The 4,700-nt window shown below is 70.3% G+C and carries 5 protein-coding genes; 4 read left to right on the top strand and 1 reads right to left on the bottom strand.

The genetic code is table 11. The features are described from left to right. The 4 genes from ACLN58_RS18085 to ACLN58_RS18100 form a co-directional block, all read left to right on the top strand. The coding region (locus ACLN58_RS18085) for a helix-turn-helix transcriptional regulator (protein ID WP_415856633.1) at positions 1-353 on the top strand (353 nt) is incomplete at its 5' end. Positions 354-479: 126 nt separating this feature from the next. Further along, complete coding sequence (locus tag ACLN58_RS18090; RefSeq protein WP_415856634.1) at positions 480-2,285, top strand: FAD-dependent oxidoreductase; 1,806 nt, start codon at positions 480-482, stop codon at positions 2,283-2,285. Then, the gene (locus ACLN58_RS18095) at positions 2,282-3,364 is read left to right on the top strand and encodes a maleylacetate reductase (RefSeq protein WP_415856635.1); all 1,083 of its coding nucleotides are present in this window, start codon (positions 2,282-2,284) and stop codon (positions 3,362-3,364) included. The genes ACLN58_RS18090 and ACLN58_RS18095 overlap by 4 nt, the downstream gene beginning before the upstream one ends. 11 nt (positions 3,365-3,375) lie before the next feature. Beyond that, a complete protein-coding gene (locus ACLN58_RS18100) occupies positions 3,376-4,287 on the top strand; it encodes a dioxygenase (RefSeq protein ID WP_415856636.1) in 912 nt (303 codons plus the stop codon). A gap of 23 nt (positions 4,288-4,310) precedes the next feature. Here ACLN58_RS18100 and ACLN58_RS18105 read toward each other — a convergent pair. Next, a partial coding sequence (locus ACLN58_RS18105) for a transketolase-like TK C-terminal-containing protein (RefSeq protein WP_415856637.1) occupies positions 4,311-4,700 on the bottom strand: 390 nt, incomplete at its 5' end.

Here is a 4,700-nt window from a genome sequence, read left to right on the forward strand (position 1 = left end):
CCCCTGAGGCGGACGACGGCGCCGGCCACTTCCGCGCGTCGCTCGCCATCATCGCGGCGCGCCACGCGGACCCCGGCCTGAGTGCCAGTGCGATTGCGGCCGCCGTCGGGCTCTCGGATCGGCAGCTCTCGCGCGTTTTCGCGGCGGAGGGCACGAGCGTGCCGCGAGCCGTCATGGAAGCGCGGCTTGACGCCGGCCGCGCCCTCCTCGCGTCGCCGGGAATGGCCAGCATGGCCATGTCCGAGGTCGCGGCACGGGCTGGGTTCGCCTCACAGGCGCAGTTCTCCCGCAGCTACCGTGAGCGCTTCGGCGTCTCGCCCCTTCGCCATCGGCGCGAGCTTCTCGCGGGCTGATCGGGATCGTTCGTTTTTGACGGAATCCGCCGTGATTCCCGTCCTCCCGCCATGTGACCCAGTGCACACCGCACGCTGTTTCCAGACCGGTTGGCGCCGTCGCCGGCCTGGAGCGCAAGGAGCATCATGGTTGTCTTCAACGATGGCGTGGCGGAGACCGCTACGCCCGAGGCGAATATCGTGGAGACCGACGTCCTCGTCGTCGGCTCCGGTCCCGCGGGCTCGTCCGCGGCCCTGTTCCTCTCCTCCCTCGGGGTGGCGAACATCATGATCACCAAGTACCGCTGGACGGCGAACACGCCGCGCGCCCACATCACCAACCAGCGGACGATGGAGATCTTCCGAGACCTGGGCATCGAGAAGCAGGTCCTCGCGGAGGCCACGCCCCACCACCTGATCGGCGACACGGTGTTCTGCACCTCGATCGCCGGGGACGAGATCGGTCGAATCCTCACGTGGGGCACGCACCCGGCGCGGCATGCCGACTACGAGCTCGCGTCGCCGTCGCTCAATTGCGACATCCCCCAGACGTACCTCGAGCCGATCCTCGTCAGGAACGCCACCATGCGCGGCACCCAGACGCAGTTCTCCACGGAGTACCTCTCCCACGAGCAGGACGCCGATGGAGTCATGGTGCGCGTGCTCAACCGCCTCACGGGCGGCGAGTACACCATTCGAGCCAAGTACCTCATCGGCGCCGACGGCGCCCGCTCGAAGGTCGCCGCCGACGTCGGCCTTCCCTACGAGGGGCAGATGGATATCGCGGGATCGATGAACATCACCTTCAAAGCCGACCTCGAAAAGCTCGTGGGCCACCGGCCCTCAGTCCTCTATTGGGTCGTGCAGCCCGGCTCCAACATCGGCGGAATCGGAGCTGGCCTCGTGCGCATGGTCCGGCCGTGGAACGAGTGGCTCATCGTGTGGGGCTTCGACATCACGCGGGGCACCCCTGAGGTGACCGAGCAGGACGCCCTTCAAATTGTGCGCAATCTCGTCGGGATGCCCGAGCTTGAGGCCGAGATCACCGGCATCTCGCTGTGGGGGAACAACGAGCAGTTCGCGACGACCCTGCACCGGGGCCGGGTCTTCTGCGCGGGGGACGCCGTCCACAAGCATCCGCCGAGCAACGGGCTCGGCTCGAACACGTCCGTCCAGGACGCGTACAACCTCGCGTGGAAGATCGCCGCCGTCGTCAACGGGCAGGCCGATCCGGGCCTCCTCGACACGTACACGGACGAGCGCGCGCCCGTGGCCCGCCAGATCGTGACCCGCGCGAACCAGTCGAGCCGCGAGTTCGTCAAGCTCTTCGAGGCCCTCGGCCTGACCGAGGCTACGACTGAACAGGAGATGCGCGCGGCGATCGAGTCCCGCAAGGACGCCTCGCCCGAGGGCGCCGCCAAGCGCGCGGCGATCCGCGAGGCGATGGAGCTCAAGAACTACGAGTTCAACGCCCACGGCGTGGAGCTCGGACAGTACTATCGCTCGGCGGCCATCGCGGGCGACGGGACCGAGCGGCCCGGGCCCCCGAGGGACCCCGAGCTGTACTACGAACCCTCTACTCATCCCGGCGTGCGGCTCCCGCACGCGTGGGTCGGCGACTGGAAGGACAAGGTCTCGACGCACGACCTCGCCCCCTACGCGCAGTTCACGTTGTTCACGGGCATCACGGGCGAGGAGTGGGCCGCCGCCGCGCAGAAGGTCTCCGACGAGCTCGGGGTGAGGATCGGAGCCGTCGTCATCGGGCCCGGCCGCGAAGTCACCGACCTCTACTTCGACTGGGAGCGGCTCCGCGGCGTCGCGGAGGACGGGGCGGTCCTCGTCCGGCCGGACAAGCACATCGGCTGGCGCTCCCACATGCTTCCGGCGGATCCGAAGCGCGCCCTGCGAGACGCCATGGAACGGATCCTCGGACGGGCAGGAGCGGCGGAATGAGCTTGGCTTTCGATCACGTGACGCTGGGTCAGCGGGTGCTGTTCGGGTCGGGGAAGGCAGCCGAGAACGTGGCGGCCGAGGCCGCCCGGCTCGGCGCCGCGCGCGTGATGGTGATCGCCTCGGACCGCGAGTCCGGTATCGCGAAGGCCGTGACGGCGGGCATCGAGGTCGCGCTCGTGCACGACGACGTCGCGATGCACGTTCCGGTCGAGACCGCGGAACGGGCCCGGGCCGCCGCCAAGGAGGCGGGGGTCGACCTCATGGTGTGCGTGGGCGGGGGCTCGACGACGGGCCTCGCCAAGGCCGTTGCGCTGACCACGGGCCTTCCGATCGTCGCGGTTCCGACCACATACGCGGGGTCGGAGGCGACGAACGTGTGGGGCCTGACCGCAGGAGCGCGGAAGACCACCGGGGTCGATGACCGGGTCCTGCCGGTGACTGTCGTGTACGACGCCGCCCTGACCGTCACCCTGCCCGTCGATCTCTCAGTCGCGTCAGGGCTGAACGGCCTCGCGCACTGCATCGACTCGCTCTGGGCGCCGCGGGCCGACCCGATCAACGCTGCAATGGCCGCCGAAGGCATTCGGGCGCTGGCCTCAGGCCTGCCGGCCATCGGGGCGGAGCCGTCCGCCCTGGCCGGCCGGGAGCAGGCCCTCTACGGGGCCTACCTTTCCGCGGTCGCGTTCGCCTCCGCCGGCTCTGGCATGCACCACAAGATCTGCCACGTCCTGGGCGGAACGTTCAACCTGCCCCACGCCCAGACCCACGCCACCGTGCTTCCGTACGTGCTCGCGTTCAACGCCCCGGCCGCCCCCGAGGCGGCAGCCCGGATCGCTGCGGCGTTCGGCGCCGAGGACGCGCTCGAGGGCCTCCAGGCCCTGCGCAAGAAGCTCGACGCCCCGAGGGCCCTGGCCGACTACGGGTTCACCGAGGACGGCATCGCCGAGGCCGTGGCAGTCGCACTGCCGGCGATCCCAGAGTCGAACCCCCGGTCCGTCACCGAGGCCAGCCTCGCCGCGATCCTGCGCGCCGCCCTGACCGGGGCGGACCCCAAGACCCTCGCCTACGAGCTCGATTGAAGGACACCGCCATGACCGAGACAGCCCATCGCTCGATCTCTCGCGAGCAGGCCGCGATCGAACAGGCCTTGACCGAGGAGCTCGTCGCCTCGTTCGCGCATGCCGAGGACCGCCGCCTCAGGCAGCTCATGGGAGCCCTGACCCGGCACCTGCATGCGTTCATCCGCGAGGTGCGCCTGACCGAGCACGAGTGGAACACGGCCATTGCCTTCTTGACCGAGGCGGGGCAGATCACCGACGACCGGCGCCAGGAGTACATCCTCCTCTCCGACGTCCTCGGCGCGTCGATGCAGACCATTGCGGTCAACAACGAGGCCGTCTACGGCGCGTCGTCGGCAACGGAGGCGACGGTGTTTGGGCCATTCTTCACTGAGGACGCCCCCGAGATCCCGATCGGCGGGGACATCGCCGGCGGCGCGCACGGGCAGCCGTGCTGGGTCGAGGGTACCGTCACCGACACCGAGGGCAACCCCGTTCCGGGGGCCCGGATCGAGGTGTGGGAGGCCGACGACGAGGGCTTCTACGACGTCCAATACTCCGACGGGCGCGTCGCGGGCCGCGCTCGCCTCGCCTCCGACGCGCAGGGCAGGTACGCGTTCTGGGGCCTCACTCCGACGCCGTATCCGATCCCGCACGACGGTCCCGTGGGCCGGATGCTCGCCGCCACGGGTCGGTCCCCGGTCCGGGCCGCGCACCTGCACTTCATGGTCACCGCGCCGAAGCTGCGCACCCTCGTGACGCACATCTTCGTCAAGGACGATCCCCAGATCGCGATCGGCGACTCGGTGTTCGGCGTCAAGGACTCCCTCATCAAGGAGTTCCACACCCAGGCCGCCGGGGCCCCCACTCCCGACGGCCGCCGCCTCGAGGGCGACTGGTCCCGCACCCGCTTCGACATCGTCCTCGCCCCCGCCGACGCGTAGCCGCCGGCCCTCCGAACGGGAGGTCACTCGTCTGTGCTGGCCTCCGGCCCCGCGTTGACGTCGAGCAGCCGGTACTTCTCGAGGGCACGGCGGGGGGCGTCCGCCGGGACCTCGCCGCGGCGGGCGAGTTCCTGGAGCGCGCGGACGACGACGGACGTCGAGTCGATCTTGAAGAAGCGGCGGGCCGCGGCGCGCGTGTCCGAGAAGCCGAATCCGTCGGCCCCGAGGACCGCGTAGTCACCCGGGACGAACTGCCGGATCTGGTCCGGAACGGACTTCATGTAGTCCGTCACGGCCACAACGGGCCCGCGCGTCCCCGCGAGCTGCTGCGTCACGAACGGCACGCGGGCCTCCGCCTCGGGGTGCAGGAACGCCTGCTCCTCCGCGGCGAGGCCGTCGCGGCGCAGCTCGGT

Source organism: Sinomonas sp. G460-2, assembly GCF_047759905.1.
Classification (GTDB): domain Bacteria; phylum Actinomycetota; class Actinomycetes; order Actinomycetales; family Micrococcaceae; genus Sinomonas.

What these genes read in the sequence shown, in the direction of transcription:
- ACLN58_RS18090 (WP_415856634.1), top strand. Translation starts at nt 480, where the DNA reads ATGGTTGTCTTCAACGATGGCGTGGCGGAGACCGCTACGCCCGAGGCG.
- ACLN58_RS18095 (WP_415856635.1), top strand. Translation starts at nt 2,282, where the DNA reads ATGAGCTTGGCTTTCGATCACGTGACGCTGGGTCAGCGGGTGCTGTTC.
- ACLN58_RS18100 (WP_415856636.1), top strand. Translation starts at nt 3,376, where the DNA reads ATGACCGAGACAGCCCATCGCTCGATCTCTCGCGAGCAGGCCGCGATC.